Raw genomic sequence first — 26,142 nt, 5'->3', positions numbered from 1 at the left:
CCCCTGCCCGCCTTACGGCTTGCGTCCCACCGCGCCGAACTGGGCCACCTCGGCGGCCTCCGGGGCGCCCCAGCGGGAGCAGGAGACGACACCCGGCGCGAGGAGGTCCAGGCCGTCGAAGAAGGAGGTGAACTCCTCGCGGGTACGGGCGGTGATGGGCGGGGTGGCGTTCTCGTTCCAGAAGGCCATCGCCGCCTCGTTGCCCTCGCCGCCCAGTTCCGGTTCCAGGGTCGGGTGGGTGAGGACGAGGTGGCTGCCGGACGGCACGGCCGCCATCAGCGTGCGCACGATCCCGCGGGCCTCGTCGGTGTCCAGCACGAAGTTGAGGATGCCGAGCATCAGGACCGCGACCGGGCGCTCCAGGTCGAGCACCTCACCGGCGGCCGCCAGGATGCTCTCCGGGTCGTGGGCGTCCGCGTCGACGTACTCGGTGACGCCCTCGGGGGAGCTGGTCAGCAGCGCGCGGGCGTGCGTGAGGACGATCGGGTCGTTGTCGACGTAGACGATCCTGGCGTCCGGCGCGACCCGCTGCGCCACCTCGTGGGTGTTGTCGGCGGTCGGCAGCCCGGTCCCGATGTCGAGGAACTGGCGCGTCCCCTCCTCGGCCAGCCGGGTCACCACGCGGCCGAGGAACGCCCGGTCGGCGCGGGCGACTTCGCCGATGCCCGGGTGGAAGGCGGTGACCCGCTCGCCCACGGCGCGGTCCACCGGGTAGTTGTCCTTGCCGCCCAGCCAGTAGTTCCACACCCGGGCGTTGTGGGCGATGTCGGTCCGGATCCGGTCGTTCATCAGGCAGCCTTTCGCAGGACGGCGGCGAGGACGTCGACCCGGTTCGTGGTGATCGAGTCGACCCCGTGGGCGATCAGCCTACGCATGCTCCTGCGGGTGTCCGGCGTCCAGGTGGAGACCAGCAGGCCGTCCCGGTGCAGCCGCTCGGTCAGCTCCCGACCGACCAGTCCCCAGCGGTAGTTGAGCCACTTGGGGCGCACGCGGTCGAGGAGCACCGGGCGCGGCGGGGCGAGCGAGGTCCAGGTGAGGGCGATCTCCGCGTGCGGGTCGGCGTCCCGGACCCGCAGCATCGCGACCGCGCCGGCGCAGTAGAGGACGCGCTCGCCCGCGCCGGCCTCGCGGACCGTGCCGACGATCCGCCGGACCGACTCCTCGTTCCCGCCCGGCAGATCGAGCATCAGCCGGTGCGGCCCGGCCGCGACCAGGGCCTCGCGGAGCGTCGGCACGCCGCCGGAGGTCAGCTCGCGCACCTGCTCGTGGGTGAGCGAGGAGAGCGGCCGGTCGTGGCCCCACAGCCGTTTGAGGGTGTCGTCGTGGAGGAGGACCGGCACGCTGTCCTTGGTGAGGCGGACGTCGACCTCGACCGCGTCCGCGCCCCGCTCGAAGGCGGAGCCGATCGAGGGGAGGGTGTTCTCACGGGCGCGGTACGGGTCGCCGCGGTGGCCTACGACAGTGACGGATCGCATGGGGCCATTCTTCGCCGGTGCTCAGCGCGCCAGCCAGTCCTCCGTGTACGTGTCGATCTCGGCGGCCAGCCGCTCCTTGCCGGCCGGGTCGAGGAAGGACGCCTCCACCGCGTTCTTCGCGAGGGCGGCCACGCCGCGCTCGTCGAGGCCGAGGAGGCGGGCGGCGACGGCGTACTCGGTGTTCAGGTCGGTGCCGAACATCGGCGGGTCGTCGCTGTTGACGGTGACCAGGACGCCCGCGTCGACCATGGCCCGGATCGGGTGCTCGTCGAGGGTGGCCACGGCGCGGGTCGCGATGTTGGAGGTCGGGCAGACCTCCAGGGCGATCCGGTGCTCCGCCAGGTACGCGAGCAGCTCCGGGTCCCGGACGGAGCTGGTGCCGTGGCCGATGCGCTCGGCCCCCAGCTCGCGGAGGGCGTCCCAGACGGTCTCCGGGCCGGTGGTCTCGCCGGCGTGCGGCACCGAGTGGAGGCCGGCCGCCCTGGCCCGGTCGAAGTACGGCTTGAACTGCGGGCGCGGCACCCCGATCTCCGGGCCGCCGAGACCGAAGGAGACCAGGCCCTCGGGGCGGATCCCGTCCGTGGTGGCGAGCCGCGCGGTCTCCGCCGCGGACTCCAGGCCGGCCTCGCCGGGGATGTCGAAGCACCAGCGCAGCACGGTGCCGAACTCGGCCTCCGCCGCCTTGCGGGCGTCCTCGATCGCCGCCATGAAGGCGCGCTCGTCGATGCCGCGGCGGGTGGAGGAGTACGGGGTGACGGTCAGCTCGGCGTACCGGATGTTCTGCCTGGCCATGTCACGGGCCACCTCGAAGGTCAGCAGCCGGACGTCCTCGGGGGTGCGCACCAGGTCGACGACGGAGAGGTACACCTCGATGAAGTGCGCGAAGTCGGTGAAGGTGAAGTAATCGGCGAGCGCCTCCGGGTCCGTGGGCACCTTGGAGTCCGGGTGCCGGGCGGCCAGCTCGGAGACGATCCGCGGGGAGGCGGAGCCCACGTGGTGGACGTGCAGCTCGGCCTTGGGCAGGCCCGCGATGAAGGGGTGGAGATCGGTCATCGGGTCATCGTAGGCCGGTCGGGGAGGGGCCGTCCTGAGGCCGTAGCATGACGGGACCACGGAGGGAGCCCCGATTGTCCGAGAACGCAGAGCCGCGCCCGCAGGACCGGGAGACGGCCGATCCGTGGGCCCCGCCGGAGCGGCGGGACGGACCGGCCGACCAGGCCGGACCGGTGGACCTGGGCAAGCGGCCGGATGCCGGCGCCCCCGTCCACCAGCAGCCGACCGTCACCTCGATACCCACCGGCCCCGCCGACGGAGAGCTGCCGCCGCCGCCCGTGGCCCCCGGCGGTCCGGGCGCCTACGGCGCGCCGGCGCCCCCGCCCGGCTACGGCCACCCGGCCGCCCCGCCGGCCGCGTACGGCTACCCGCCGGCCGGCCCGAGCGCCTACGGCTACCCGCCGGCCCACCCGGCCGCGTACGGGCCGATGCCCGGCCAGTACAACGGCATGGGCACGGCCGGCATGGTGCTCGGTATCGTCGGCACCTGCCTCTTCTGGTTCTACGGCGTCCCGTCGATCGTCCTCGGGATCCTCGCCCTGATCTTCGGCATCCTCGGCCGCAAGCGCGCCCGGCGCGGCGAGGCGTCCAACGGCGGCGCCGCCACGGCGGGCATCGTCCTCGGCGTCGTCTCCATGGTCCTCGGCGCCGCGCTGATCGCCTTCCTCGTCTGGGCCGTCACCAGCTACGACGAGTACGAGGGCACCGACGTGCAGGAGTCGACCTCGGCGGCCCTCGTGGTCGACGCCCCCCGCTGACCGGAGGGTCAGGACGTACGCAGCCGCTCCCGGGCCTCCATCAGCGCGAAGCCCAGGAGGTTGAGCCCGCGCCAGCGGGCCGGGTCGTGGGCGCCGGGGTCGCCGGCGGCCAGGCCGATGCCCCAGACCCGGTCCAGCGGGCTCGCCTCCACGAGCACCCGGGAGCCGGTTCCGAGCAGGAAGCCCCGCAGCCCCTCGTCCGAGGCGAACTTGTGGACGCTGCCGGCCACCACGATCCCGGCCCGCTCCCGTGCCCACACGGTCTCGTCGAAGCCGCGGACCAGCCGGCCGGCGTTCTTCGCCTCCGCCGGGGTGCGGGCGGCCAGCGCCGTCCGCTCCGCCTCGGCGTCGCCGAAGAGGCGCGCCTTCCCGGCCATCATCCAGTGCTCGGCCGTCGCGTAGCGTACGCCGTCGACCTCGAAGGGTGACGGCCACCACTGGCTCAGACAGCTCTGCGTGAGCCGTCCGTCCGGGGCCGGCCGGTGGCCCCAGAAGTGCAGCCACTTCACCTTCACACCCCTGCTGACCTGCTGCGTCAGCTCTTCGACCGTCATCATGCACGCGAGTCTGGCATCCGCGAGCGACAGACCGTACGAAGATTTTCCCGCGACCTCGACACTTGGTCGACCGATTCCGTCGAGTAACCAAAAGGCAACAACGGAATCACTTGTTCGAGCCGTATCCCTCTGCCAGGATCGGCACTCAATTCGAGCTGGGACAACGGAGAGCGTCATGGGCAACCGCTTCCAGGTGACGGACCGCTTCGCGGACGGCGCGCAGTACATCGGCGGAAAGCTCCGCGCCGGAACCTCGGGACGGACGCACAGCGTCGTCGACCCGGCCACCGGCGAGAGCGTGTACACCTACGAGCTCGCCTCCACCGCGGACGTCGACGAGGCCGTGGCCGCCGCCAAGGCCGCCTTCCCCGGCTGGGCGGGCGCCACCCCCGGTGAGCGCTCCGACGCGCTGCACCGCCTCGCCGGGATCCTCGCCGAGCGGGCCGAGGACTTCGCCCGCGCCGAGTCCCTCCAGTGCGGCAAGCCGATCCGGCTCACCACCGAGTTCGACGTGCCCGGCACCATCGACAACACCGCCTTCTTCGCCGGCGCGGCCCGCCACCTCCAGGGCCAGTCCGCCGGCGAGTACTCCGGCGACCACACCTCGTACGTCCGCCGCGAGCCGATCGGCGTGGTCGGCTCCATCGCCCCCTGGAACTACCCCCTCCAGATGGCCGCCTGGAAGATCCTCCCGGCGATCGCCGCGGGCAACACCATCGTCCTGAAGCCGGCCGAGCTGACCCCGCTCACCTCGCTGATGTTCGCCGAGGCCGCCAAGGACGCCGGCATCCCGGACGGCGTGGTCAACGTCGTCACCGGCAGCGGGCGCGAGGCCGGGGAGCACCTGGTCGGCCACCCCGACGTCGTCATGACCTCCTTCACCGGCTCCACCGCGGTCGGCAAGCGGGTCGCCGAGGTCGCCACCGCCACCGTGAAGCGGCTCCACCTGGAGCTCGGCGGCAAGGCGCCCTTCGTCGTCTTCGACGACGCCGACCTGGAGGCCGCCGCCCACGGCGCCGTCGCCGCCTCCCTCATCAACTCCGGCCAGGACTGCACCGCCGCCACCCGCGCCTACGTCCAGCGCCCCCTGTTCGACGCCTTCGTCGCCCGGGTCGCGGAACTGATGGAGACCGTCCGGCTCGGCGACCCCGCCGACCCGGCCACCGACCTCGGCCCGCTGGTCTCCCACGTCCACCGCGACCGGGTCGCCGGATTCGTCGAGCGGGCCCGCGGCTACGCGACCGTCGTCACCGGAGGCGAAGCCCCTGGTGACGAGCTCGCGAACGGCGCATACTATCGGCCCACCCTGATCACCGGCGCCGCGCAGGACAGCGAGGTCGTGCAGTCGGAGATCTTCGGACCGGTCCTGGTGGCCCTGCCCTTCGACACCGACGACGAGGGCATCCGGCTCGCCAACGACACCCCGTACGGCCTCGCCGCCTCCGCCTGGAGCCGCGACGTCTACCGGGCGAACCGGGCCACCCGCGAGATCAAGGCCGGCTGCGTCTGGGTGAACGACCACATCCCGATCATCAGCGAGATGCCGCACGGCGGATACAAGGCCTCGGGCTACGGAAAGGACATGTCGGCCTACTCCTTCGAGGAGTACACGCAGGTCAAGCACGTGATGTTCGACAACACGGCGGTGGCGGCCAAGGACTGGCACCGCACGATCTTCGGGGACCGTCTGTAATCGATATGCGGCTACCGCCGCCTGGCACCAGCCGCCCGACCAGCGGCGCAACCATCCCGAAAGGGCACAGCGCATGGAGCAGTACGAGCCCGACAGCCTGTCCGCCGCCCAGCTCGCGGCGATCCGGCGCAGCATGACGAGCGGCCGTGGTGCCCTCAGCCGCCGGTCGCTGCTGCGGGCGGGCGGCGTGGGCGCGCTGACGGTCGGCGGTCTCGCCGGCCTCACGGCCTGCGGCATCCCGCCGGCCAAGCGGGAGGGCCAGGGCCCGGCGTCCACCGACCGGTCGGCCAAGGAGAAGACCCTCAGCTTCTCCAACTGGACCGAGTACATGGACGTCAGCGAGGACGAGAAGTCCCGTCCCACCCTGGAGGCGTTCACCCGGCGCACCGGGATCAAGGTCAAGTACACCGAGGACATCAACGACAACGTCGAGTTCTTCGGCAAGATCAAACCGCAGCTCGCGGCCGGCCAGGACACCGGCCGCGACCTGATCTGCGTCACCGACTGGCTGGCCGCCCGCATCATCCGCCTCGGCTGGGCGCAGAAGCTCGACCCGGCGAACCTCCCTCACGCGTACGCCAACCTGTCCGCGCAGTTCCGCCGCCCCGACTGGGACCCGGGCCGCTCGTACTCGTACCCGTGGACCGGCATCTCCACCGTCATCGCCTACAACGTGAAGGCGACCGGCGGGAAGAAGATCGAGTCGGTCAGCCGGCTCCTCGACGACCCCGCGCTCAAGGGCCGGGTCGGCTTCCTCACCGAGATGCGCGACACCGTCGGCATGACCCTGCTCGACATGGGCAAGGACCCGGGCACCTTCACCGACGCCGACTACGACGCGGCCGTCGGCCGCCTCCAGAAGGCCGTCGACAAGAAGCAGATCCGCCGCTTCACCGGCAACGACTACACCTCCGACCTGGACAAGGGCGACCTCGCCGCCTGCCTCGCCTGGGCCGGCGACGTCATCCAGCTCCAGGCCGACAACCCGGACATCCAGTACGCCATCCCCGACGCCGGGTACATCACGTCCACGGACAACCTGCTCGTCCCCGCGGAGGCCGGCCACAAGGCCAACGCCGAGAAGCTCATCGACTTCTACTACGAGCTCCCGGTGGCCGCCCAGCTCGCCGCCTACATCAACTACGTCTGTCCCGTCGACGGGGTCAAGGACGAACTGGCGAAGATCGACCCCGAGCTCGCCGCCAACACGCTGATCCTCCCGGACAAGGCCATGGCGAAGAAGTCGCGCGCCTTCCGCTCGCTGAGCAGCGAGGAGGAGACGGCGTACGAGGAGAAGTTCGCCAAGCTCATCGGCGCCTGAGCCGTCGTCCACCGTCACCAGGCCACGAAGCCACGAAGATCCGGGACCGCGAACCCATGACTGAGAACACCACCGGCGGCGACGTCCGACTCACCGGCATCAGCAAGACCTACGGCTCCTTCACCGCCGTCCACCCGCTCGACCTCACCGTCCCGCAGGGCTCCTTCTTCGCCCTGCTCGGCGCCTCCGGCTGCGGCAAGACCACCACCCTGCGCATGATCGCCGGCCTGGAGGACCCCTCCACCGGCACCGTCTTCCTCGGCGACCGCGACGTCACCGACCTCCCGCCCTACAAGCGTCCCGTCAACACCGTCTTCCAGTCCTACGCGCTCTTCCCGCACATGGACATCTCCGAGAACATCGCCTTCGGCCTCCGCCGGCGCGGCATCAAGTCGGTGAAGAAGCAGGTCGACGAGATGCTGGAGCTCGTCCAGCTCGGCGACAAGGCGAAGCACAAGCCGCACCAGCTCTCCGGCGGCCAGCAGCAGCGCGTCGCCGTCGCCCGCGCCCTCATCAACCACCCGCAGGTGCTCCTCCTCGACGAGCCGCTCGGCGCCCTCGACCTCAAGCTGCGCCGCCAGATGCAGCTGGAGCTCAAGCGGATCCAGACCGAGGTCGGCATCACCTTCGTGCACGTCACCCACGACCAGGAGGAGGCCATGACCATGGCCGACCAGGTCGCGGTGATGAACGGCGGCCGGGTCGAGCAGCTCGGCGCCCCCGCCGACCTGTACGAGAACCCGCGCACCACCTTCGTCGCCAACTTCCTCGGCACCTCCAACCTCATCGAGGCCGAGGTCGTCGAGACCGGTGCCGACGTCGTCGTCACCGCCGGCGGCGGCAGGCTGAAGGTCCCCGGCGACCGCTGTACGGACGCCGTCCGCCAGGGCGGCAAGCTCCTCGTCGGCGTCCGCCCGGAGAAGATCTCGCTCGCGCACGCCGACGACGCGGGCTCGATCCCCGACGGCCGCAACCGGGTCACCGGCCGGATCGTCGACTCCTCCTTCATCGGCGTCTCCACGCAGTACGTGGTGAACTCGCCGGCGGGCGCGGAGCTCCAGGTGTACGAGCAGAACGTCGACAGGCGCGCGGGACTCCTTCCCGGGGCCGAGGTCGTCCTGCACTGGAACCCCGCCCACACCTTCGGCCTCGACGCGGCGCAGTCCCTGCTCGCCGGGACCGTGAGCGACGCGGGCGTGGAGACGGTGGAGGACGCCGCGTGAGCACCACCCTGACGAAGGAGGCCCCGCGACCGGTCGAGGAACCGGTGCTGCGCAAGCCTCCCGCCCGCAAGCGGCTCGTCCCCTACTGGCTGCTGCTCCCCGGCATCCTCTGGCTGCTCGTCTTCTTCGCCCTGCCGCTCGTCTACCAGGCCTCCACCTCGGTCCAGACCGGCTCCCTCGAACAGGGCTTCCAGGTCACCTGGCACTTCCGGACCTACGCCGACGCCTTCGCCGAGTACTGGCCGCAGCTGCTGCGCTCGCTGCTGTACGCGGGCACCGCGACCGCGCTCTGCCTGCTGCTGGGCTACCCGCTCGCGTACCTCATCGCCTTCAAGGCGGGCCGCTGGCGCAACCTGCTGCTCGTCCTGGTGATCGCGCCCTTCTTCACCAGCTTCCTCATCCGGACCCTGGCGTGGAAGACGATCCTCGCCGACGACAGCGTCGTCGTGGACGCGCTCAACGCGCTGCACGTCCTCGACGTCACCAGCTGGCTCGGCCTCACCGAGGGCGAGCGGGTCCTCGCCACCCCGATGGCGGTCGTCTGCGGCCTCACGTACAACTTCCTGCCGTTCATGATCCTGCCGCTCTACACCTCCCTGGAGCGGATCGACGGCCGGCTGCACGAGGCCGCGCAGGACCTCTACGCCTCCCCGGCGACCACCTTCCGCAAGGTGACCTTCCCGCTGTCGATGCCCGGCGTCGTCTCCGGCACCCTGCTCACCTTCATCCCGGCGAGCGGCGACTACGTCAACGCCGAACTCCTCGGCTCCACCGACACCAAGATGATCGGCAACGTCATCCAGTCGCAGTTCCTCCGCGTCCTCGACTACCCGACGGCCGCCGCCCTGTCCTTCATCCTCATGGCGATCGTGCTGTTCATGGTCACCGTCTACATCCGCAAGGCCGGAACGGAGGACCTCGTCTGATGACCTGGCTGCGCAAGAACCTCGTCGTCATCGCGGGCCTGCTGACGCTCGCGTACATGATCCTGCCGAACGTCGTGGTCATGGTGTTCTCGTTCAACAAGCCGAACGGGCGCTTCAACTACTCCTGGCAGCAGTTCTCCCTCGACGCCTGGAAGGACCCCTGCGGCGTCGCCGACATGTGCGAGTCGCTCACGCTCTCGCTCCAGCTCGCCGCCTGGGCCACCGTCGGCGCCGTCGTCCTCGGCACCATGATCGCCTTCGCCCTGGTCCGCTACCGCTTCCGGGCGCGCGGCGCGATCAACTCGCTGATCTTCCTGCCGATGGCGATGCCCGAGGTCGTCATGGCCGCCTCACTGCTCACGCTCTTCCTCAACATGGGGATCGAGCTGGGCTTCTGGACGGTCCTCATCGCCCACGTCATGTTCTGTCTGTCGTTCGTCGTGACGGCGGTCAAGGCCCGGGTCATGTCCATGGACCCGCGCCTGGAGGAGGCCGCGCGCGACCTCTACGCGGGGCCGGCGCAGACCTTCCTGCGGGTCACCCTGCCGATCGCCGCGCCCGGCATCGCCGCCGGCGCGCTGCTCGCCTTCGCGCTCTCGTTCGACGACTTCATCATCACCAACTTCAACGCGGGCTCCACCGTGACCTTCCCCATGTTCGTCTGGGGCTCGGCCCAGCGAGGAACCCCCGTTCAGATCAACGTGATCGGCACCGCGATGTTCGTCCTCGCGGTACTGATCGTCGTGACCGGTCAGATCGTCACGAACCGGCGCAAGAAAACAGCAACAGCCTGAGCGAAGGCCGTCTCAGGCACCGAAGGAGTTGGAAACCATGGCCCCAGTCGCCATGCGTCTCGCTGCACAATCTCTCTCCGACGCCCAGCCCGTCCCCTTCTGGCTGGAAGACCCCGGCAAGCCCGGCGCCCTGCCCGCCCTCACCGGCACCGAGAAGTGCGATCTCCTGGTGATCGGCGGCGGCTACAGCGGACTGTGGACCGCGCTCCTCGCCAAGGAGCGCGACCCGTCCCAGGACGTCGTGCTGATCGAAGGCCACGAGGTGGGCTGGGCCGCCTCGGGCCGCAACGGCGGCTTCTGCGCCGCCTCCCTCACCCACGGCTTCGGCAACGGGCTCTCCCGCTGGCCGGGGGAGCTGCCGAAGCTGGAGCGGCTCGGCGCGGCCAACCTCGACGCCATCGAGGAGGCCGTCGCCCGCTACGGTCTCGACTGCGAGTTCGAGCGCACCGGCGAGATCGACGTGGCCACCGAGGCCTACCAGGTGGACGAGCTCCACGAGTGGTACGAGGAGGCCGACCGGCTCGGCCTCGCCGGCGGCCTCACCCTCCTCGACCGGGACGCCATGCGGGCCGAGGTGAACTCGCCGACCTTCCTCGGCGGCCTCTGGGACCGCGACGGCGTCGCCATGCTCCACCCGGCGAAGCTCGCCTGGGGCCTGAAGCGGGCCTGCCTCGACCTCGGCGTGCGGATCTTCGAGAACACCCCGGGCCTCGACCTGGTCCCGGCCGGCGCCGGCATGGCCGTCCGCACCCCCTACGGCAGGGTCGCCGCCCGCCGGGTCGCCCTCGGCACCAACGTCTTCCCTTCGCTGGTCAAGCGGCTGCGCCACTACACCGTCCCGGTGTACGACTACGCGCTGGTCACCGAGCCGCTGAGCGAGGAACAGCTCGCCGCCGTCGGCTGGCGGGGCCGGCAGGGCCTCGGCGACTCCGCCAACCAGTTCCACTACTTCCGCATCACCTCCGACAACCGGATCCTGTGGGGCGGTTACGACGCCGTCTACCGCTTCGGCGGCAAGGTGCAGGCGGAGATGGACCACCGCCCGGAGACGTACCTCAAGCTGGCCGAGCACTTCTTCACCTGCTTCCCGCAGCTGGAGGGCCTCCGCTTCAGCCACGCCTGGGGCGGCGCGATCGACACCTGCTCGCGCTTCTCGGCCTTCTTCGGCACCGCCCACCACGGGAAGGTGGCGTACGCGGCGGGCTACACCGGGCTCGGTGTCGGCGCCACCCGCTTCGGCGCCGAGGTGATGCTGGACCTGCTCTCCGGGCAGCGCACCGAGCGCACCTCGCTGGACATGGTCCGTTCCAAGCCGCTGCCGTTCCCGCCGGAGCCGATCGCCTGGGCCGGCATCGGGATCACCAAGTGGTCGCTGGCCCGCGCGGACGCCAACGGCGGCCGGCGGAACCTCTGGCTGAAGGCGATGGACAAGCTCGGCCTCGGCTTCGACAGCTGACCCCCCTCGCTGGAGTGGTGTGACGCAGGTCACATCGCACGGTCGGGAAACCCGCGTAAGAGCCGGGGCCCCCGGCGCTCTCTCCGTGTGGACGCGCACCGCCGCGCGTCCCCACGGAGAGGAGTTCGCACGATGACATCTACGGGGGCCTCCGGCGTCAGGGCCGCGGTCGAGTGGCTGGCCGCGGTCGCACCGGATCCCGACGCCTGCCGCTGGGAGTGGGAGCGCAACCCGCACGGGGTCGCCCTGCTGCCCGCCGGCCGGCGCTGGGACGTACTGATCCTGCCGGGCGCGCTCGGCCGCGCCACCCTCGACGTCCTGGTCCGACTCGTCGACCGGCCGGGGCCCGTCCTCGCCGACTTCGGCGACGCCCGGATCGGCTTCTTCGTCCCGCCCGGCACCACCGCCCGCTGGCTCGGCACCGGGGTGCGCGGCGCCGGGCCCGGCACCTGGATCGTCGTCCCGCACCCGGGACGCGCGACCGGCGCCGCGCGCTGGCTGGTCGCGCCCGACGGGCTCGGCACGCTCACCGACGCCCCGCTGCTCGAACTGGCCATGCACGAGGCGGCGGGCGCGCTCGCCGGGGAGCAGGCGCACGGGGGGAGTGCCGGCTGATCGCCCCGCGCCGGCGGAGCCCCCGGGCCCGTCCCCCGAGCCGTCCCGCGTACGTGCCCGCCTCCCCCCCCCGGGCCCGTCCCGCACCGTCCGGCGCGGCTCTTCGCACCACGATGCGACTCCCTTTCCGTACAGAGGTCTTGACCACTCGATTGGTCTGGACCATGCTGTGCCGCGCTCCACTCCGATCCCCCACCCCCGGAGGCAGTCGTGGACCGCACCAGACCCCTCACCCTGCTCCTGGCGGGCGCGCTCGCCATGGGCGGGCTCGCCGCCCTCTCCCCGGCCGCCCAGGCCGCCGACTCCGAACTCGCCCGCAACGGCGGCTTCGAGGTCGGTCTGGACGGCTGGAGCTGTACGGCCGGCAGCGGCACCGTCGTTTCCTCACCCGTGCACGGCGGGACGAAGGCCCTCCGGGCCACCCCCGCCGGAAACGACAACGCCAAGTGCTCCCAGACCATCACCGTGCGCCCCAACTCGGCGTACACGCTGAGCGGCTGGGTCCGCGGCGGCTACGTCTACCTGGGCGTCACCGGCACCGGCACCACCGACGGGTACACCTGGACCCAGTCGGCCCCGGACTGGCAGAAGCTCAGCACCTCCTTCACCACCGGCGCGAACACCACCTCGGTGACCGTCTACACCCACGGCTGGTACGGCACCCCCGCCTACCACGCCGACGACCTCTCCCTCCACGGCCCCGGCGGCGCCCCGGTGGAGATTCCCGCCACCCCCACGGGCCTCACCGCCGGCAGCCCCACCTCCACCTCGGTGCCGCTCAGCTGGCCCGCGGTCGCGGGAGCCACCTCGTACCGGATCTACCGCGGCGGCACCGCCGTCGGCACGTCCACCGGCACCTCCTACACCGCCACCGGCCTCACCCCGAGCACCGCCTACAGCTTCCAGGTCTCGGCCGTGAACAGCGCCGGCGAGTCCGCCCGGTCCACGGCCGTCACCGCCACCACGACCTCCGGAGGCGGCGGCGGAGGCGGCGAACTGCCCGCCCGCGCCCTCGTCGGCTACCTCCACGCCAGCTTCGCCAACGGCTCCGGCTACACCCGCATGGCCGACGTGCCCGACTCCTGGGACGTCATCAACCTCGCCTTCGGCGAACCGACCTCCGTCACCTCCGGGGACATCCGCTTCAGCCTCTGCCCCGCGACGGAATGCCCGAACGTGGAGTCCCCCGCGGACTTCAAGGCGGCGATCAAGGCCAAGCAGGCCGCCGGCAAGAAGGTCCTCATCTCCATCGGCGGCCAGAACGGCCAGGTCCAGCTCGCCACCACCGCCGCCCGCGACGCCTTCGTCTCCTCCGTCTCGAAGATCATCGACGAGTACGGCCTCGACGGCCTCGACATCGACTTCGAGGGCCACTCGCTCTCGCTCCAGAACGGCGACACCGACTTCCGCAACCCGACGTCGCCGGTGATCGTCCACCTCATCCAGGCGGTCAAGACCCTCAAGGCCAAGTACGGTGCCCGGTTCGTCCTGACGATGGCCCCCGAGACCTTCTTCGTCCAGCTCGGCTACCAGTACTACGGCTCCGGTCCCTGGGGCGGCCAGGACCCGCGCGCCGGCGCCTACCTCCCGGTCATCCACGCCCTGCGCGACGACCTCACCCTGCTGCACGTCCAGGACTACAACTCGGGCTCCATCATGGGCCTCGACAACCAGTACCACTCCATGGGCGGCGCCGACTTCCACATCGCCATGACCGACATGCTGCTCACCGGCTTCCCGGTCGCCGGCAACAGCGAGCGCTTCTTCCCGGGCCTCCGCCCCGAGCAGGTCGCCATCGGCCTCCCGGCCTCCACCCAGGCGGGCAACGGCCACACCAGCCCCGCCGAGGTGAACAAGGCCCTGGACTGCCTCACGAAGAAGCAGAACTGCGGCACCTACCAGACCCACGGCACCTGGTCGTCGCTGCGCGGCCTGATGACCTGGTCGATCAACTGGGACCGCTTCAACCAGTGGGAGTTCAGCCGGAACTTCGACGCGTACAACTGGAACTGACGCCCAGGATCAGGAAACCGAGGCAGCCACTGGCCACCACGTCCAGCGGCCAGTGGAAGCCCCGCAGGACCAGCCCCGTCCCCGTCACCACCGTCAGCACGGCGGCGACGGGGACGAGCCGCCGGGACACCAGGCAGGCGGCGCCGACGTACGCCACCATCGCGGTGGCGGTGTGACCGGAGGGGTAGTAGCCCTGGGCCCACGGTTCGAGGGGCCCGGGCCGGGCCGTCCACTCCTTCAACGGCACGACGAGGAGCGGTACGGCGGCCATCGCGAGACCGGCGTACAGGGCCTGCCGCCGCCGGCCGCGCCACACCGCGTACGCCATCGCGGCGGCGAGCACGGGCAGGGCGACCGTCAGATTGCCGAGGTCGGAGGCGAGTTCGCTCAGCCACCGGGGGACGGTGTCCACCAGGGAACGGGACACCCGCTCGTCGAGCCTGGTCAAGGGGCCGTGGACGAGCACCTGCCAGGTCACGACGGCGAGGGCGACGAGCGCCGAGAAGAGAGCCGGCCGCCCTGGAACAGGGGGGGTGGTTCCGGGGCGGCCGGGAGGACCGGGCTGCCGCGCGCCCCGGGGGGTGTGGGGCGGGCGGCCATCCGATCGGTGAGGAGTCCCGGAGCACGAGGCTCCGGCGGTGTGCGCTTCGGCACGGTCCGGGCGGTGCTGGGGGTGCTCCGCCCCGGGGGTTTCTCTCATCTGGGAACGACCGTACGGCACGCGACGGGGGGCCGACAGCGGGAAACGCGTCCCGCCATCGGCCCCCCACAGAGTCTTCACCCTTTGCGCCGAACCCTCCGCCGGAGGACCGCTGCGCGCGCCGCACCGAGGACCTCGGAGCACCCCCTCACAGGGCCGCTCAGAGCGCGGCGAGCGCCGCCTCGATGACGTCCAGACCCTCGTTGAGCAGGTCCTCGCCGATGACCAGCGGCGGGAGGAAGCGCAGCACGTTGCCGTAGGTGCCGCAGGTGAGGACGAGCACGCCCTCGTTGTGGCAGTACTTGGCGAGCGCGGCGGCGGCCTCGGCGGCCGGCTCCTTCGTCTCCGGGTCCTTGACGAGCTCGATGGCGATCATGGCGCCGCGGCCGCGGATGTCGCCGATGACCGGGAACTTCTCCTGCATCGCGGTGAGGCGGGCCTTCATGACCTCCTCGATGCGCTTGGCCTTCCCGTTGAGGTCGAGCTCCTTCATCGTCTCGATGGCGCCGAGCGCACCGGCACAGGCCACCGGGTTGCCGCCGTAGGTGCCGCCGAGGCCGCCGCCGTGGACGGAGTCCATGATCTCGGCGCGGCCGGTGACGGCGGCGAGCGGCAGACCGCCCGCGATGCCCTTGGCGGTGGTGATGAGGTCCGGGACGATGCCCTCGTCCTCGCAGGCGAACCACTGGCCGGTGCGGCAGAAGCCGGCCTGGATCTCGTCGGCGACGAAGACGATGCCGTTGTCGTTGGCGAACTTCACGATCGCCGGCAGGAAGCCCTTGGCCGGCTCGATGAAGCCGCCCTCGCCGAGGACCGGCTCGATGATGATCGCGGCGACGTTGTCGGCGCCGATCTGCTTGGTGATCTGGTCGATCGCCTGGGCGGCGGCCTCCGGACCGGCGTTCTCGGCACCGGTGGGCCAGCGGTAGCCGTAGGCGACCGGCACGCGGTACACCTCGGGGGCGAACGGACCGAAGCCCTGCTTGTACGGCATGTTCTTGGCGGTGAGCGCCATCGTCAGGTTCGTCCGGCCGTGGTAGCCGTGGTCGAAGACGACGACGGCCTGGCGCTTGGTGTACGAACGGGCGATCTTGACGGCGTTCTCGACGGCCTCGGCGCCCGAGTTGAACAGCGCGGACTTCTTGGCGTGGTCGCCCGGGGTCAGCTCGGCCAGCGCCTCGCAGACCTCCACGTAGCCCTCGTACGGCGTCACCATGAAACAGGTGTGGGTGAAGTCCTGCAGCTGCGCGGTGGCGCGGCGCACGACGGCCTCGGCGGAGGCGCCCACGGACGTCACGGCGATGCCGGACCCGAAGTCGATCAGCAGGTTGCCGTCGACGTCCTCGATGATCCCGCCGCCCGCGCGCTTGGTGAACACGGGCAGCGTGGAGCCCACGCCCCCGGCGACCGTGTCCAGCCGACGAGCCTGAAGCTCCTGCGACTTCGGACCGGGAATGGCGGTGACGACGCGCCGCTCCTGCGGGACAGCGTTCATGCGGGGCTCCTGGGGTGTTCTGGACGCTCTTGCGGGTTTCCTCCGCAGGCTAGGCGGGGCCGCATGCCCGGCGCATGCTACGGATGGGAGTGGTCCCGGCGTTTCCTTGTCCGTATCGGCCATACGCGCACTTGTCCCGGGCCGCTCCGTGCCATCGCCCTGATCCGGGGCATGATCCGGGACCGAGGCTCTAGATTGGGCCCGGACGACAGCGCCGCGGAGTCGAAGGGCCAGGGGGCAGGGGAACATGGAGTTCGAGGGCACGCACGGCTCGCGCAGGACGCACGACGGCCCCCCGCACGCGGACATCCCCCGTCCGGCGGGCCCGCCCCCCGGCGCCCCTCCGATTCCGGGCACCACACCGCCCCCCGCCCCGCCCCGGCCGTCCGCCCCGCCCAGCGCGCGCGCCGCGTCCACGCTCGTCGACTGGCTGCGCACGCCCCGCCCCGAGGCCGCGCCCGGCGTCTGGCGGTACGGACACGTGCCACGGCCCGAGCGCGCACCGGACGAGACGCCGCTGCGGACCGTGCTGGCGGGCGCGACGATCTCCTTTCTCGTCGCCGTCCTGCTCTGGTCGCTGCTCCGCAACGGCTACATTCCCTACTGGAGCGTCCCGATCCGGCTCTTCACCCCCGCCGACTGGTGGCGCCCCCTCGGCGGCGCGCCCGTGCCCGGCACCGGCGGCCCGATCGCCCTCGCCGTCTACCGCTTCGTCCTCTTCGCCGGCGTCTTCGGCGGCATCGGCCGCTTCGGCCGCTGGCCGTACGCCTGGAGCCGGCTCGTCCGGGAGTACGGGCGCCGGGCGCAGTTCGCCCTCGCCGTCCTCCTGGGCCTGATCACCATCGCCCTGGTCCGCGGCGACTGGCTGCCACTCCGCCCGCTCGTCCTCTCGATGCTGCCGTACGACCTGACCAGCCCCGCCGCGATCTACGCCAACCTGGAGATGGAGGACACGGCCACCCTTCTGCTCACCGTCGCCACCGCCCTCCCCTTCGTATGGCTCGCGCTGCGCCGCACCGCCCCGCGCCCCGGGACGCCCGCAGCCCTGCCGGCCCCCGCCACCGGGAACGGCGACCCCGCCTCCTGGCCCGAACTGAGGGCCGCCGGGTTCGGCGAAGCGGCCGACCGGCTCGCCGCGGAGGCGGCCGGCGGAGGGATGAACGACGTCGACTACGCCCGCATCCGGGCCGCCTGGGAGGCGGCGGGCCCGGCGCACGCGAGGCAGGCGGCCTTCGTCCACGAGGTCCTCGCCCGCGGCGCGGCGGCCTTCCCGCACCCCTCCGGGGCCCGCTTCCTCGTCGGCCGGAGCGCCACCCACGACCTCGCCCTCCGCCAGGTCCGGCTCGGCACCGTCGCGGACACCGTGCGCAACCCGTACGCGCGCCGCACCACCGGCCTCGCCCTCGACCCGGAGGTGCTCGGTACCGGCATGCTCGTCGTCGGCCCCTCGGGCAGCGGCAAGACGACCCGGATCGTCCGCCCCCTCGTCGAGTCCCTCTCCCTCCAGGCGCTCGCCGGCCAGGCCGCCGTCGTCCTGGTCGGCTCCGACACCGCGCCCCTCGGTCCGGACGAGGCCTACGACGTCGTCATCCGGATCGGCGACCCCGCCTCGCCGCACGACCTCGACCTCTACGGCGGCAGCTCCGACCCGGACCGCGCGGCCACCCTGCTCGCCGACGTCCTGGCCGGTGACGCCGCCGACACCCGCCCGGCCACCACCGCGCTGGCCCAGCTCCTCGGCCCGTTCCACGCCGTCCACGGCCGCTTCCCCTCCGTCCCCGAGCTCCGTGAACTCCTCGACGGCGACCCCGACCGGCTGGGAGCCCTGCGCACCTCCCTCGAAGCCGCCGGCCAGGCCTCCCTGATCCGCGAGCTCGACGCTCGGGCGCGCCAGCAGGGCTCCGCCGGAGACCCGGCAGGCCGCCTCGCCGACCGGATCGCCCTCCTCGACCGCCCCGCCTTCGCCGGCTTCTTCGACACCACTGGGGCGTCCACGCCGTTCACCATGCGCGCCCTGGAGCACCCGGTCCGCGTCCGGATCGACCTGCCCGAGTCCGGGCACGCCGAGGCGTCACGGCTCCTCACCCGGCTCGTGCTCGCCCAGTTCCTCGGCCGGGCCGTGGAGCGGCCGGACCGCTCCCGCTTCGCCTGCCTCGTCCTCGACGACGCCGCGCACACCCTGACCGCCGCGACCGTCCGCGGCCTGCAGCGGCTGCGCTCCGCGCACGCGGGCGTCGTCCTCGGGCTGCGCACCGTCGAGGACGTCCCCGAGCACCTGCGGACCCCGCTGTTCGGGGCGGTCGGCTGCCGGTTCGCCCTCGCCGGGGTCACCACCTGGGACGGCAAGCGGTTCGCGGAGACCTGGGGCACCGAATGGGTGGAGACCCGGGACGTCACCAGCCGCACGGTCCGCTCCGACGAACCCCTCACCCGGGTGGCACACGCCGTGCGCAAGCTCGTCACCGGCAGGGCCGTCACCACCGACGCGGTGACCGTCCGCGAGGTCGAGCGGGAGCGGTGGTCCGCCTCCGACCTGGCCCACGGCGTGCCGCCCGGCCACGCGGTCCTCTCCCTCACCCATGTGCGGGGCGAACACACACCCCCCCTCCTCGTCGACCTCCGCGCCTGACCGCGGTCCCGCGCGGCGGGCCGGGGGGCCTGGCACAATCGGGGGCGCCGCGCTCCCCAGCGGCGTTCCCCCGCCGGGCGCGGTTCTCGCGCTCCGGCCTCCGCTCGTAAGGTCCGCCGGTTCCCGATGCCGCCCACCCTCGCCTCGCTCGTCCACAACTCCGCGCTCCGGCTCCTTGCCCGGGCGGGGGAGGACCGTCTCGACACGCCCGTCCGGTGGGCGCACGTCAGCGAGCTGGCCGATCCCGTCCCGTACATGGAGGGCGGCGAGCTGCTGCTCACCACCGGACTGACGCTCGACGCCGAGGACCCGGAGGCGATGCGCCGGTACGTGCGGCGGCTCCTCGGCGCCGGTGTGGTGGGGCTGGGGTTCGCCGTGGGGGTGAACTACGAGGAGATCCCGGGCGCGCTCCTGGACGCCGCCCGCGCCGAGCACCTGCCGCTCCTGGAGGTGCCGCGCCGCACCCCGTTCCTCGCCATCAGCAAGGCCGTCTCCGCCGCCATCGCCGCCGACCAGTACCGGGCCGTGACCGCCGGCTTCGAGGCGCAGCGCGAGCTCACCCGGGCCGCCCTCGCCGAGGGCCCGGACGCGGTCGTCGCCCGGCTCGCCGCGCACGTCGACGGCTGGGCCGCGCTCTTCGACACCGCCGGGGCCGTCGTCGCGGTGTCGCCCGAGTGGGCGGCCCGCCGCGCCGCCCGGCTGACCCCGGACGTCGAGCGGCTGCGCGAACGCCCCGCCCCCGCCAGCGCCGTCGTCGGCGGCACGGACGACCGGGTGGAGCTGCAGTCCCTGGGGACCGGCCGCCGGGTCCGCGGCGCCCTGGCCGTCGGCACGGCCGCCCCGCTGGGGACGGCCGAGCGGTACGCCGTCCACTCCGCGATCGCGCTGCTGACCCTCACCACCGAACGCTCCCGCTCCCTTCAGGCCGCCGAGCACCGCCTCGGCGGTGCCGTGCTGCGCCTGATGCTCGCCGGTCAGCCGGACCACGCTCGTACCGTCGCCGGCGACGTCTACGGGGGCCTCCTCGACGCCCCCTTCCGGATCCTCGTCGCCGAGCCCGCCTCGGCCGCCGAGTCGCCGGAGCCCCCGCTCCCGGTGCTCGCCGAGGACCTGGAGGCCGCCGCCGCCCGGGCCGGCGAGGCCGTGCTCACGGTCCCCGAGGGCGAGGAGCGGCTCGTCGTCCTCGCCGGCGACGGCGGCGCGGTCGTCGCCGCCTGCGCCGGGTACGCCGAACGCGAGGCCGAGGACGCCGGCGTCGTCGTCGGGCTCTCCGCCCCCGCCGGCCCCGGCACCGCCGCCGCCGCGTACCGGCAGGCGGAGCAGGCCCTCTCGGTGGCCCGCCGCCGCGGCCGCGCCCTCGTCGAGCACGAGGACCTGGCGGCCGGCTCGGTCCTGCCGCTCCTCGCCGACGACGCCGTCCGGGCCTTCGCCGACGGCATGCTGCGGGCGCTGCGCGAGCACGACGCGACGGGCCGCGGCGACCTGGTCGCCAGCCTGCGCGCCTGGCTCTCCCGGCACGGGCAGTGGGACGCCGCCGCCGCGGATCTGGGGGTGCACCGGCACACCCTGCGCTATCGGATGCGGCGCGTCGAGGAGATCCTCGGGCGTTCGCTGGACGACCCGGACGTGCGGATGGAGCTGTGGCTGGCGCTCAAGGCGACGGGGGAGGAGGGGGAGTAGGCAGGGGGTGGAGGAGAGGGAGCTCCGGATCTCCGTGGATCGGGTCGGTCCTGCCCGCTCGCGGGCAGGATTCCTGGTCGGAAGCGGGCCGATTCCCTAGTCTCCTGCTCATGACAAGCCCTGCCGTCGATCCCGATCCCGCCTCGGGTCCTCCCGCCTCCGCTCCTCCCGCCCCTGTTCCTCCCGCCGGCGCTCCCGGCGCCCGCAAGCCGCTTGCCGACGCCCCCGCTCCCCGCATCGGCGGGGCCGTCTGGGCCGCCCTCGCCATCGTCTACGTCGTCTGGGGCTCCACCTACCTCGCCATCCGCTTCGTCGTCGAGACCATCCCGCCCTTCCTCGCCTCCGGCTCCCGCTTCATCGTCGCCGGGCTCCTCCTCGCCGCGCTGGTCGCCTGGCGCCACGGCCCCGCCGCCCTCAAGGTGGACCGGCGCCGGCTCGGCTCGGCCGCCCTCGTCGGCCTCCTGCTCATCCTCGGCGGCAACGGGCTCGTCAACCTCGCCGAGACCACCGTCCCCTCCGGTCTCGCCGCCCTCCTCATCGCCGCCGTCCCCGTCTTCGTCGTCCTGCTGCGCACCGCCGCGGGCGAGCGCCCCGGGCTCGGCGCGTACGGCGGCGTCCTGATCGGCCTCGGCGGCCTCGCCGTCCTCACCGTCCCCGGGCTCAGCGGCGAGGTCGGCATCGGAGGCGTGCTGCTCGTCCTCCTCGCCGCCCTGCTCTGGTCGGCCGGCACCGTCTCCTCCGCGCGCCTGCCGATGCCCGCCAACCCCTTCACCGCCAGCGTGTACGAGATGCTGGCCGGCGGCATCGCCGGCGTCGTCGTGGGCCTGCTCCGGGGCGAGCACCGCGGCTTCGACCCGGGCGAGGTCGCCACCGGTTCCTGGGTGGCCCTCGGCTACCTGGTCGTCTTCGGCTCCCTGATCGCCTTCACCGCCTACGCCTGGCTGATCCAGTCCGCCCCGGTCTCGCTCGCCGCCACCTACGCCTACGTGAATCCGGTCGTCGCGGTGCTGCTCGGCACGCTGATCCTCGGCGAGGCCCTGACCTGGCCGATCCTCCTCGGCGGCGGGATCGTCGTGGCCGCCGTCTGCCTGATCGTCTCCACCGAACGGAGACGGTGACCGCGAAGATCACCGTGGCCCTACCCTGATCCCTCGTAGCGATCGGTCGTGAGCATGACGACAAGGGGTGGGGTCCGGATGGCGACAGCGACGAAGGCCGGCAGAGCGACCGGCCGGAAGCCGGGCGGCGGCAGCGGCGGCGCCCCGCCGAAGCAGGGCTCGCGCCTCGTCCGCCTCTCCGTCGTCGGCGGCGTCCTCCTCGCCGTACTCGCCGGCTGCGGCGGCATCACCGCGGGCGTCCTCGCCGGCGAGGGGTACCTCCCCGGAGACTCGATGCGCCAGGTCTGGAGCACCCCGGCCGAGGGCGGCGTCCGCGCCTCGGGCGACGCCGCCTGGGCCACCGGCGACACCCTCGTCCACAGCCGCGCCGACGGCGTCTCGGGCTTCGACGCACGCACCGGCGAGCGGCGCTGGCGGTACCGGCCGGGAGGCGCCGCCGCGATCTGCTCCGCCGGTCGCACCGCCGCCGACGGCGTCGCCGTGATCGCGCAGGGCACCCCCGGGCTCCCGGGGGCGGGTGGCGGGGGCCGGGGCTGCGACACCGTCGTCGCCCTCGACCTCACCACCGGCCGGGAACTGTGGCGCACCTCCCGGACCCCCGCCGACGACGAGATCCGCGCCGAGCACGACCTCGTGGCCGCCGGCGGCGGCCTCGCCGTCCTGCGCGACGAGGACGCCGACTGGCGCCACGCCTCCTCCGCGTCCGACGACCCCGGCCGGCTCGACCCCGACCGCGCCCTGCGCGCCTTCGACCTGCGGACCGGCAGGCCCCGGTGGTCGGCGCGGATGCCGCGGGGCTGCGTGCCGTACGGCGTGGCCGCGGGCGACCGCCGGGTCGCGGCGCTCCTCGTCTGCGACCGCCGGGACGTGCGCCTCGCCGTCCTCGACCCCGCGGACGGGCGGGTGCGCGGGGTCTCGCTCCTCGACCCGCGGCGGATCGTCGACCCCACGGCCCACACCCCGGCGTTCGTCTCCGCGGACCCGATCGTGGTCGGCGCCGAGAACCTCGACGAGAGCGGCTACGCCACCCTCCTCTCCTTCGACGACGAGGGCCGCGCCCAGGGCACGTTCGCGTCGGGCGCCGCCCACGGGAGGATCAGCTCCCCGCTCCGGGAGCCGGCGCTCACCCGAGTCGCCCACGGACGCCTCTACACCGTCACCACGGAGTACGACCACGACGACGTGGTCACCGCCTTCGACCTGCGCAGCGGACAGCGGCTCTGGCGCGCGGAGCTCGGCGACACGGAGGACGTCATGGGGCTCCGGGTGAGCGGCGGCCGGGTCACCGCCCTGGTCGACCTCTACGGGAGGGCGGGGGAGGACGGTCTCCTCGTCCTGGACGCCGACGACGGCGAGGAGCGCGACGCGCGCACCTTCCCCGACTCGGTGGGCGGCACGTCCGGCGAGATCAAGGACGTCCTCGGCCACGGGGACCGGCTGCTCGTCGCCCGCTGGGGGGACGGGTACCTCTCGCCCTTCACCGCGTACGAGGAGCGCTGACCGCGCCGCCCCCCGACCCCCGAGCCCCTCCGACCGCCGGTCCCCCCGAACCCCGGCGTCCTTCGGCCCCTCGCCGTTCGGACGAAGCGGACAGGCCGCGGTCCGTACCACTCCACCACGGACAAACGCCACGCGCCGGTCGCGGCCCTAACGTGTCTGGAGAGCAACCGCTCGCACCCCGAAACGGAAAGGGCCGGGACACGCAATGACGACCACCCACGCCTTCTGGGTCGCCGGCCGCGAGGCCACCGGCGACACCACCTTCGACGTCACGAACTCGTACGACGGACGTCTGGTCGGCAAGGTCGCCGTGCCCACCGAGGCCCAGGTCGAGGAGGCCGTCGCCGCCGCCCACGCGGTCGTCGACGAGTTCGCCGCCACCCCGGCGCACGTCCGCGCCGCCGCCCTCGACCACGTGTCGAAGCGGCTCGCCGAGCGCACCGAGGAGATCGCCCAGGTCATCTCCGCCGAGAACGGCAAGCCCATCAAGTGGGCCCGCGGCGAGGTCGGCCGCGCCGTCTCCGTCTTCCGTTTCGCCGCCGAGGAGGCCCGCCGCTGGAACGCCGGCGAGGCCCAGCGCCTGGACACCGAGGCCGGCGGCGCGGGCCGCCTCGCCCTCACCCGCCGCGTGCCCAAGGGCGTCGTCCTCGGCATCGCGCCCTTCAACTTCCCGCTGAACCTCAGCGCCCACAAGGTCGCCCCGGCCATCGCCGTCGGTGCCCCGATCATCCTCAAGCCGGCCCCGGCCACCCCGATCTCCTCCCTCATCCTGGGCGAGATCCTGGCCGAGACCGACCTGCCGGCAGGCTCCTGGTCGATCCTCACCGTGCCGAACGACCGGATGCCCGCCCTCGTCCAGGACGAGCGCCTCCCGGTCATCTCCTTCACCGGCTCGGACAAGGTCGGCTACGCCATCCAGGCCTCCGTGCCGCACAAGCACTGCACCCTGGAGCTCGGCGGCAACGCCGCCGCCGTCGTCCTCGCCGACTGGTCCTCCGAGGCCGACCTGGACTGGGCCGCGACCCGCATCGCGACCTTCTCCAACTACCAGGGCGGCCAGTCCTGCATCTCCGTGCAGCGCGTGATCGCCGACGCGTCCGTCTACGACCGCCTGCTCCCGAAGATCGTCGCGGCCGTCGAGGCCCAGGTCACCGGCGACCCGGCGGACGACGCCACCGACGTCGGCCCGCTCGTCGACGAGGCCGCCGCCCGCCGCGTCGAGTCCTGGGTCGACGAGGCCGTCGCGGCCGGCGCCAAGCTCCTCGCCGGCGGCAAGCGCGAGGGCGCGAGCTACGCCCCGACCGTCCTCACCGAGCTCCCGGCGGACGTCACCCTGGCGCGCGCCGAGGTCTTCGGCCCGGTCCTCACGGTCGCCAAGGTCGACGGCGAGGCCGAGGCCTTCGCCGCCGTCAACGACTCGGACTTCGGCCTCCAGGCCGGCGTCTTCACCCACGACCTGCAGACCGCCTTCCGCGCCCACCGCGCCCTGGAGGTCGGCGGCGTGATCGTCGGCGACGTCCCCTCGTACCGCGCCGACCAGATGCCGTACGGCGGCGCCAAGCGCTCCGGCACCGGCCGCGAGGGCGTCGCGTACGCCATGGACGACTACACCTACGAGCGCGTGCTGGTCCTCACCGGCCTCGCCCTCTAAGCCCCCTCCGGGCACGCGTCCCACGAGACCAGACGGTCCGAGCCCACTGTGCGGGGGCTCGGGCCGTCTTCCTTGTCCATGCCCCGACCCGCGGCGATGGCGGGGCGTCGGCGGTTCCCGCGCACCCTTGGGAACGCGGTGGGAACACACGGCCTCGCCCCACGTCCGTCCACGGAGCGGACCGTGCCGACGGGCGACCCGGCGCGCGCGGCAGGATGACCGGCGTGACCGTCATCGACATCCCCGGCTCCAAGTCCGTCACCGCCCGCGCGCTCTTCCTCGCCGCCGCCGCGGAGGGCACCACCACCCTCCTGCGCCCGCTGGTCTCCGACGACACCGAGGGCTTCGCCGAAGGCCTCGGCGCCCTCGGGTACGCCGTCCGGCGGGAGCCCGGCGCCTGGCACATCGAGGGCCGCCCCGCGGGGCCGGGGACCGCCGAAGCCGACGTGTACTGCCGCGACGGCGCCACCACCGCCCGCTTCCTGCCCACCCTCGCCGCCGCCGGCCACGGCACCTTCCGCTTCGACGCCTCCGCGCAGATGCGCCGCCGCCCGCTCGGCCCGCTCTCCACCGCCCTGCGCGAGCTCGGCGTGGACCTGCGGCACGGCGGGCGGGACGGCCACCATCCGCTCACGGTGCGCGCCGCCGGCGTGAAGGGCGGCGCGCTCACCCTCGACGCCGGCCAGTCCTCCCAGTACCTGACGGCCCTGCTGATGCTCGGCCCGCTCACCGCCGAGGGCCTCGCCGTCACCGTCACCGACCTGGTCTCGGAGCCGTACGTCGAGATCACCCTGGCGATGATGCGCGCCTTCGGCGCCGAGGTCACCCGCGAGGACGACGAGCGGGGCCGCACCTACCGGGTCGCCCCCACCGGCTACCGCGCCCGCGCCTACGACATCGAGCCCGACGCCTCCACCGCGAGCTACTTCTTCGCCGCGGCCGCCCTCCAGCCGGGCCGCGAGGTCACCGTCCCCGGCCTCGGCACCGGCGCCCTCCAGGGCGACCTCGCCTTCGTCGACGTCCTGCGCCGCATGGGCGCCGACGTCCGGGTGACCGCCGACGCCACGACCGTCCGCTCCACCGGCACCCTCCGCGGCCTCACCGTCAACATGCGGGACATCTCCGACACCATGCCGACCCTCGCCGCCATCGCCCCCTTCGCCGACGGGCCCGTCCGCATCGAGGACGTCGCCAACACCCGCGTCAAGGAGTGCGACCGGCTCGACGCCTGCGCCGAGAACCTCCGCCGCCTCGGCGTCACCGTGGCCACCGGCCCCGACTGGATCGAGATCCGGCCGGGCACCCCCGCGAGGCCGGCCGAGATCGCCACCCACGGCGACCACCGGATCGTCATGTCGTTCGCCGTCACCGCCCTGCGCACCCCGGGCATCGCCTTCGACGACCCCGGCTGCGTGAAGAAGACCTTCCCGGACTTCCACCGCGTCTTCGGCGCGTTCGGCGCGTTCCCCGGGACCGCGTGAAGAG

Annotated in this window: 21 protein-coding genes; 15 read left to right on the top strand and 6 right to left on the bottom strand. The window is 73.2% G+C overall.

Annotation, left to right across the window (positions count from 1 at the left end; all coding sequences use genetic code 11):
• Positions 1–12: 12 nt before the first annotated feature.
• The 3 genes from ACFZCF_RS05720 to ACFZCF_RS05710 are packed head-to-tail and all read right to left on the bottom strand — an operon-like array spanning position 13 to position 2,528.
• Positions 13–789 (bottom strand): SAM-dependent methyltransferase, encoded by a 777-nt coding sequence (locus tag ACFZCF_RS05720; protein WP_388435709.1) that lies wholly within the window; start codon positions 787–789, stop codon positions 13–15.
• Entirely contained in the window at positions 789–1,475 is a 687-nt protein-coding gene (locus tag ACFZCF_RS05715; RefSeq protein ID WP_391284894.1) for a glycerophosphodiester phosphodiesterase family protein, read from the bottom strand. The genes ACFZCF_RS05720 and ACFZCF_RS05715 overlap by 1 nt, the downstream gene beginning before the upstream one ends.
• Positions 1,476–1,496: 21 nt before the next feature.
• Entirely contained in the window at positions 1,497–2,528 is a 1,032-nt protein-coding gene (locus ACFZCF_RS05710; protein WP_388435704.1) for an adenosine deaminase, read from the bottom strand.
• A 74-nt stretch (positions 2,529–2,602) separates the two neighbouring features.
• Here ACFZCF_RS05710 and ACFZCF_RS05705 point away from each other — a divergent pair, with 74 nt between their 5' ends.
• Complete coding sequence (locus ACFZCF_RS05705) at positions 2,603–3,286, top strand: DUF4190 domain-containing protein (protein ID WP_388435701.1); 684 nt, start codon at positions 2,603–2,605, stop codon at positions 3,284–3,286.
• 8 nt (positions 3,287–3,294) lie between these two features.
• On the opposite strand, the gene ACFZCF_RS05700 is transcribed toward ACFZCF_RS05705, so the two are convergent.
• The gene (locus ACFZCF_RS05700; RefSeq protein WP_388435698.1) at positions 3,295–3,843 is read right to left on the bottom strand and encodes an NADAR family protein; all 549 of its coding nucleotides are present in this window, start codon (positions 3,841–3,843) and stop codon (positions 3,295–3,297) included.
• A 175-nt stretch (positions 3,844–4,018) separates the two neighbouring features.
• Here ACFZCF_RS05700 and ACFZCF_RS05695 point away from each other — a divergent pair, with 175 nt between their 5' ends.
• From ACFZCF_RS05695 to ACFZCF_RS05660, 8 genes are all read left to right on the top strand, one after another.
• The gene (locus ACFZCF_RS05695) at positions 4,019–5,536 is read left to right on the top strand and encodes a gamma-aminobutyraldehyde dehydrogenase (RefSeq protein ID WP_388435695.1); all 1,518 of its coding nucleotides are present in this window, start codon (positions 4,019–4,021) and stop codon (positions 5,534–5,536) included.
• A 73-nt stretch (positions 5,537–5,609) separates the two neighbouring features.
• A complete protein-coding gene (locus tag ACFZCF_RS05690; RefSeq protein WP_391284891.1) occupies positions 5,610–6,857 on the top strand; it encodes an extracellular solute-binding protein in 1,248 nt (415 codons plus the stop codon).
• A 56-nt stretch (positions 6,858–6,913) separates the two neighbouring features.
• Positions 6,914–8,080 carry an ABC transporter ATP-binding protein gene (locus ACFZCF_RS05685; RefSeq protein ID WP_388435689.1) on the top strand — a complete coding sequence of 389 codons (1,167 nt, stop codon included), beginning with the start codon at positions 6,914–6,916 and terminating at the stop codon, positions 8,078–8,080.
• Positions 8,077–9,006, top strand: a complete 930-nt coding sequence (locus tag ACFZCF_RS05680) for an ABC transporter permease subunit (protein ID WP_391284889.1) — start codon at positions 8,077–8,079, stop codon at positions 9,004–9,006. Before ACFZCF_RS05685 ends, ACFZCF_RS05680 begins: the two co-directional genes overlap by 4 nt.
• Positions 9,006–9,800: an ABC transporter permease subunit gene (locus ACFZCF_RS05675; RefSeq protein WP_391284887.1), complete on the top strand. Its 795-nt coding sequence runs from the start codon at positions 9,006–9,008 to the stop codon at positions 9,798–9,800. The genes ACFZCF_RS05680 and ACFZCF_RS05675 overlap by 1 nt, the downstream gene beginning before the upstream one ends.
• A gap of 37 nt (positions 9,801–9,837) precedes the next feature.
• On the top strand, positions 9,838–11,256 hold the full coding sequence (locus ACFZCF_RS05670; protein WP_388435680.1) for an NAD(P)/FAD-dependent oxidoreductase: 1,419 nt from the start codon (positions 9,838–9,840) through the stop codon (positions 11,254–11,256).
• 132 nt (positions 11,257–11,388) lie between these two features.
• A complete protein-coding gene (locus tag ACFZCF_RS05665) occupies positions 11,389–11,871 on the top strand; it encodes a hypothetical protein (protein WP_391284886.1) in 483 nt (160 codons plus the stop codon).
• Positions 11,872–12,129: 258 nt separating this feature from the next.
• Positions 12,130–13,884, top strand: a complete 1,755-nt coding sequence (locus ACFZCF_RS05660; RefSeq protein ID WP_391285957.1) for a carbohydrate binding domain-containing protein — start codon at positions 12,130–12,132, stop codon at positions 13,882–13,884.
• On the opposite strand, the gene ACFZCF_RS05655 is transcribed toward ACFZCF_RS05660, so the two are convergent.
• Positions 13,850–14,362, bottom strand: coding sequence for a phosphatase PAP2 family protein (locus ACFZCF_RS05655; protein WP_388435675.1), 513 nt, complete (start codon positions 14,360–14,362; stop codon positions 13,850–13,852). The two genes, ACFZCF_RS05660 and ACFZCF_RS05655, sit on opposite strands and share 35 nt — an antisense overlap.
• Before the next feature lie 382 nt (positions 14,363–14,744).
• Positions 14,745–16,079, bottom strand: coding sequence for a 4-aminobutyrate--2-oxoglutarate transaminase (gabT, locus tag ACFZCF_RS05650; RefSeq protein WP_388435672.1), 1,335 nt, complete (start codon positions 16,077–16,079; stop codon positions 14,745–14,747).
• Positions 16,080–16,326: 247 nt separating this feature from the next.
• Between gabT and ACFZCF_RS05645 the strand changes: the two genes are divergently transcribed.
• The 6 genes from ACFZCF_RS05645 (at position 16,327) to aroA (ending at position 26,138) form a co-directional block, all read left to right on the top strand.
• The gene (locus tag ACFZCF_RS05645; protein WP_391284884.1) at positions 16,327–18,708 is read left to right on the top strand and encodes an ATP/GTP-binding protein; all 2,382 of its coding nucleotides are present in this window, start codon (positions 16,327–16,329) and stop codon (positions 18,706–18,708) included.
• A gap of 126 nt (positions 18,709–18,834) precedes the next feature.
• Positions 18,835–20,388, top strand: a complete 1,554-nt coding sequence (locus tag ACFZCF_RS05640; protein ID WP_391284882.1) for a PucR family transcriptional regulator ligand-binding domain-containing protein — start codon at positions 18,835–18,837, stop codon at positions 20,386–20,388.
• 110 nt (positions 20,389–20,498) lie between these two features.
• The gene (locus ACFZCF_RS05635; protein WP_391284880.1) at positions 20,499–21,506 is read left to right on the top strand and encodes an EamA family transporter; all 1,008 of its coding nucleotides are present in this window, start codon (positions 20,499–20,501) and stop codon (positions 21,504–21,506) included.
• A 78-nt stretch (positions 21,507–21,584) separates the two neighbouring features.
• Entirely contained in the window at positions 21,585–23,006 is a 1,422-nt protein-coding gene (locus ACFZCF_RS05630) for a PQQ-binding-like beta-propeller repeat protein (protein WP_391284878.1), read from the top strand.
• A 205-nt stretch (positions 23,007–23,211) separates the two neighbouring features.
• Complete coding sequence (locus tag ACFZCF_RS05625; RefSeq protein ID WP_388435658.1) at positions 23,212–24,657, top strand: aldehyde dehydrogenase family protein; 1,446 nt, start codon at positions 23,212–23,214, stop codon at positions 24,655–24,657.
• Between the two features lie 224 nt (positions 24,658–24,881).
• Positions 24,882–26,138 carry a 3-phosphoshikimate 1-carboxyvinyltransferase gene (gene aroA / locus ACFZCF_RS05620; RefSeq protein WP_391284875.1) on the top strand — a complete coding sequence of 419 codons (1,257 nt, stop codon included), beginning with the start codon at positions 24,882–24,884 and terminating at the stop codon, positions 26,136–26,138.
• The last annotated feature ends 4 nt before the right edge of the window (positions 26,139–26,142 follow it).

It is taken from the genome of Streptomyces sp. NPDC007945 (genome assembly GCF_042958885.1).
Lineage (GTDB): Bacteria > Actinomycetota > Actinomycetes > Streptomycetales > Streptomycetaceae > Streptomyces.
Note: the sequence above shows the minus strand (reverse complement) of the source record. Positions and strands in the feature narration are given on the sequence as shown.